Annotated in this window: 2 protein-coding genes; both read left to right on the top strand. The window is 76.5% G+C overall.

Translation table 11 applies throughout. From position 1 onward, the window contains the following. Positions 1–92 precede the first annotated feature (92 nt). Positions 93–1,754 (top strand): amidohydrolase, encoded by a 1,662-nt coding sequence (locus ACFT55_RS19620; protein WP_380245529.1) that lies wholly within the window; start codon positions 93–95, stop codon positions 1,752–1,754. Between the two features lie 66 nt (positions 1,755–1,820). Continuing rightward, positions 1,821–3,614, top strand: a complete 1,794-nt coding sequence (lnt, locus tag ACFT55_RS19615) for an apolipoprotein N-acyltransferase (protein WP_380245528.1) — start codon at positions 1,821–1,823, stop codon at positions 3,612–3,614. The last annotated feature ends 28 nt before the right edge of the window (positions 3,615–3,642 follow it).

The following is a 3,642-nucleotide window of genomic DNA, read 5'->3' as shown; positions in this document are numbered from 1 at the left end:
CGGGTGGGCTCGCGCCCACCCGCGCGTGGTGTGACGAACCGGTGAGGGATCTGCGCGGGTCGCCGGTGGGCCGGTGCCCTAGAGTGCAAGCCGTGACGTCCACCCTGTACCGCAACGGAGTCGTCCACTCGTCCGCCGACCCGTTCGCCGAGGCGCTGCTCGTCGACGACGGGGTCGTGACCTGGCTCGGGGCGGAGGACACGGCGGCAGGGCTCGCGGCGCGAGCGGACCGGGTGATCGACCTCGACGGGGCCCTGGTCGCCCCCGGATTCGTCGACGCGCACGTGCACCTGCTCGAGACCGGCCTGGCCGCCGACTCCGTCGACCTCACCGCGGGGGCCGTGACCTCGCTCGCCGACGCGCTGGAAGCGCTGGCCCGCGGCGCGCGGCAGCTCGACGCGGCCGACCCGGGCGGTGAGGAGGCCCTCCTCGCGTTCGGGTGGGACGAGCAGACCTGGCCCGAGCGTCGCGCCCCCCGGGGCGAGGAGCTCGACGCCGCCTGCGGCGGCCGGCGCGTGTACGCGTCCCGCGTCGACGGGCACAGCGCCGTCGTGTCCACGTCGTTCGCGCGGGCGGCGGGCCTCGACCGCCTGACCGGCTGGGACCCGTCCGGCATGGTGACGTCCGACGCCCACCACACCGCCGCGGCCGTCGTGCGACAGGTCTCCCCGGCGCGCCGCACGCGCGCCTACCGGCGCGCGCTGCAGGACGCGGCTGCCCGCGGCATCGTGAGCGTGCACGAGATGAGCGAACCCAACATGGACACCCGCGAGGGGCTGGCCGAGCTCGTCGCGCTCACCGCCCACCCCGCGGGCGGGCTGCCGCACGTCGTCGCCTACCGCGGCGAGCTGTGCGCGACGGCCGACGACGCGCGCCAGATGCTCGGCGAGCTGCCGTTCCTGACGGGCATCGCGGGCGACCTGTGCGCCGACGGGTCGATCGGCTCGCGCACGGCGGCGCTGCGCCACCCGTACAGCGACCTGGTGCCCGCCCCGGGCGTGGCCGAGCCCGACGGCCGGCTGTTCCTGCACGGCGAGGAGATCGCCGCACACCTGGCCGCCTGCTCCGCCGCCGGCACGCAGGGCGGCTTCCACGTCATCGGCGACCGGGCCATGGACGAGGTGGTCCGCGGCCTCGAGCTCGCGGCCGCCGAGCTCGGCCCCGGCCCGTTGCGCGCGGCGCACCACCGCATCGAGCACGCCCTCTTCGTCGACGCGTCGGCCCTCGCCGCCCTCCTGCTGTACGGCGTGGCGCTGTCGGTGCAGCCGGCGTTCGACTCCGCCTGGGGCGGCACCCAGGGGATGTACGCCGCGCGCCTGGGAGCGGCTCGCGCGTCCACCCTGTCCCCGTTCGCCGACCTGGCGAGCGCAGGCGTCCCGCTCGCGTTCGGCTCCGACACCCCCGTGACCCCGCTCGACCCCTGGCAGGCGGTGCGCGCGACCCTCACGCACGAGGACACCACGCAGCGCATCTCCGCACGGTCGGCGTTCCGTGCCCACACGCGCGGCGGGTGGCGGCTGGCGGGCCTCGACCACACCGGCGCGGGCGAGCTGCGCGTCGGAGCGCCGGCCCACCTCGCCGTGTGGCGTGCCGACACGCTCGCCGTCCAGGCACCCGAGGGCCGCCTGTCGGCGTGGAACCCCGAGGCGCGCGCCGGGCAGCCGCTGCTGCCCGACCTGTCGCCCGGTGAGCCCGAGCCCGTCTGCCTGCAGACCGTGCGCGACGGCGTCGTCCTGTACGACACCTTCGACTGACCCGACCCGCAAGCCTGCGAGCAGGCGAGGGACCGAGCCGGGGTCGCGGTCACGTACCCTGCGGGGGTGCTGCACGTGAGCCCGACTCCCGTCGAGGGGTCCGCCGACCCGGGCCCCCACCGCCCCGCCACCACGACCACCACGGCGGCGCGGCCCCGGGCGGGCCTGTGGGCGAGCCGGCCGGCGACGCTGCTGCTGGCCGTCGCGGCGGGCGCCGCCCTGTGGGCGTCCTTCCCCGACGTCGGCGCCTGGCCGCTGGCGTTCGTCGCGGTCGCACTCCAGTTCGCCGCGATGCGCCGCGACGGACGTCGCGCCGCCGGGTGGAACTTCCTCGTCGGGCTGGTCGCCGGCCTGACGTTCTGGCTGCCGCACATCTGGTGGGCCAACTTCGCCACCGACACCGTGCCGTGGATCGCGCTCGCAGCGCTCGAGGCACTCTTCCTCGCCGGGTTCGGCGCCCTGTGGACGTGGGCGCGGCGCTGGGGCTGGGTCGGTCGCCACCCGCTCGCCCAGGGCCTCGTGTTCGCCGTCCTGTTCGTCGCGGTGGAGCAGTGGCGCTCGGAGATCCCCTTCGGCGGCTTCCCGTGGGGGCGGCTCGCGTGGACGGTGGCCGGCGCTCCCACCGGTCGCGCCGCCTGGCTGGGCGGCACCACCCTCGTGTCGTTCCTCGTCGCGGCCGCCGGCGTCCTGCTCGCGCTCGCCGTGGCCCGGGTGGCGCGCACCGACTGGCGTGACGCGACGGCCCGGGCGCGAGGGTCCGCGAGCGCCGGTGCGTTCGTCGTCGCGGCGGCGGCGCTGGTCGTCGGTCCGTCGTTGCTGCCGCTGGCGCACGACGCGGCCACCCGTGAGGTGAGCGACGCCGCGGACCCGGGGCACGTGGGCCGGGTCGTGGACGCCGGCACGGGGACGGCGCAGGCCGGCGTGCTGCGGGCCGGCGCGGTGCAGGGCAACGTGTCGGAGCCGGGGGAGGGGTCGTTCGCCAACCGGGCCGAGGTGCTCAACAACCACCTGCGCGGCACGTACGCGATCGCGGACGAGCAGGCGGCCGGCGACTACGGTCAGGGCCCGGGGGACGGCGTCGACGTGGTGCTGTGGCCGGAGAACGGTTCGGACCTGGACCCGCAGTCCACCCCGGAGGTGGGGGCGGCGCTCGACGACGCGGCCACGGCCGTGGGTGCGCCGATCCTCGTGGGCGCCCAGGAGTTCCCTGCCTCCGGCGGGCGGTACAACGTGGCGCTGCTGTGGGAGCCCGGTCAGGGCGTGACCCAGCGGTACGCCAAGCAGCACCCGGCACCCTTCGGCGAGTACATCCCGATCCGCGGGTTCGTGCGGCTGTTCAGCTCCCAGGTGGACCGGGTCACCACCGACATGATCCCCGGCACCGAGCCGGCGGTCGTGAACCTGCCGGCGGACGGCGCCGCCATCGGGCACGGGTCGGGGCCGGTGACCGTGCCGATGGCGACGGTGATCTGCTTCGAGGTCGCCTACGACGAGATCGTGCGCGACGCGGTCCAGCGCGGCGCGCAGGTGCTGGTGGTGCCGACGAACAACGCGTCGTTCGGGTACACCGCGGAGTCGACGCAGCAGCTCGCGATGACCAGGCTGCAGGCGATCACGACGGGTCGCGCCGCGGTGCAGGTCTCGACCGTGGGCGTCAGCGGTGTCGTGGCGCCGGACGGCACGCTGGTGGCGCGCACGCAGCTGTTCACGCCCGACCACCTGGTGGCGGACCTGCCGCTGCGCACCGAGCTGACGCCCGCGGTGCGGGCCGGCTACTGGCCCGGCTGGGCGGTGGGCGCGGCCGCGGTGGTGCTGGTGGCCGGCGGGATCGTGTCGGCCACGCTCGCGCGACGCCGCTGACGCACGAAAGGGCGGGCACCCCGTGGGG

It is taken from the genome of Isoptericola sp. NPDC057191 (genome assembly GCF_042670225.1).
GTDB lineage: Bacteria > Actinomycetota > Actinomycetes > Actinomycetales > Cellulomonadaceae > Isoptericola.
Note: the sequence above shows the minus strand (reverse complement) of the source record. Positions and strands in the feature narration are given on the sequence as shown.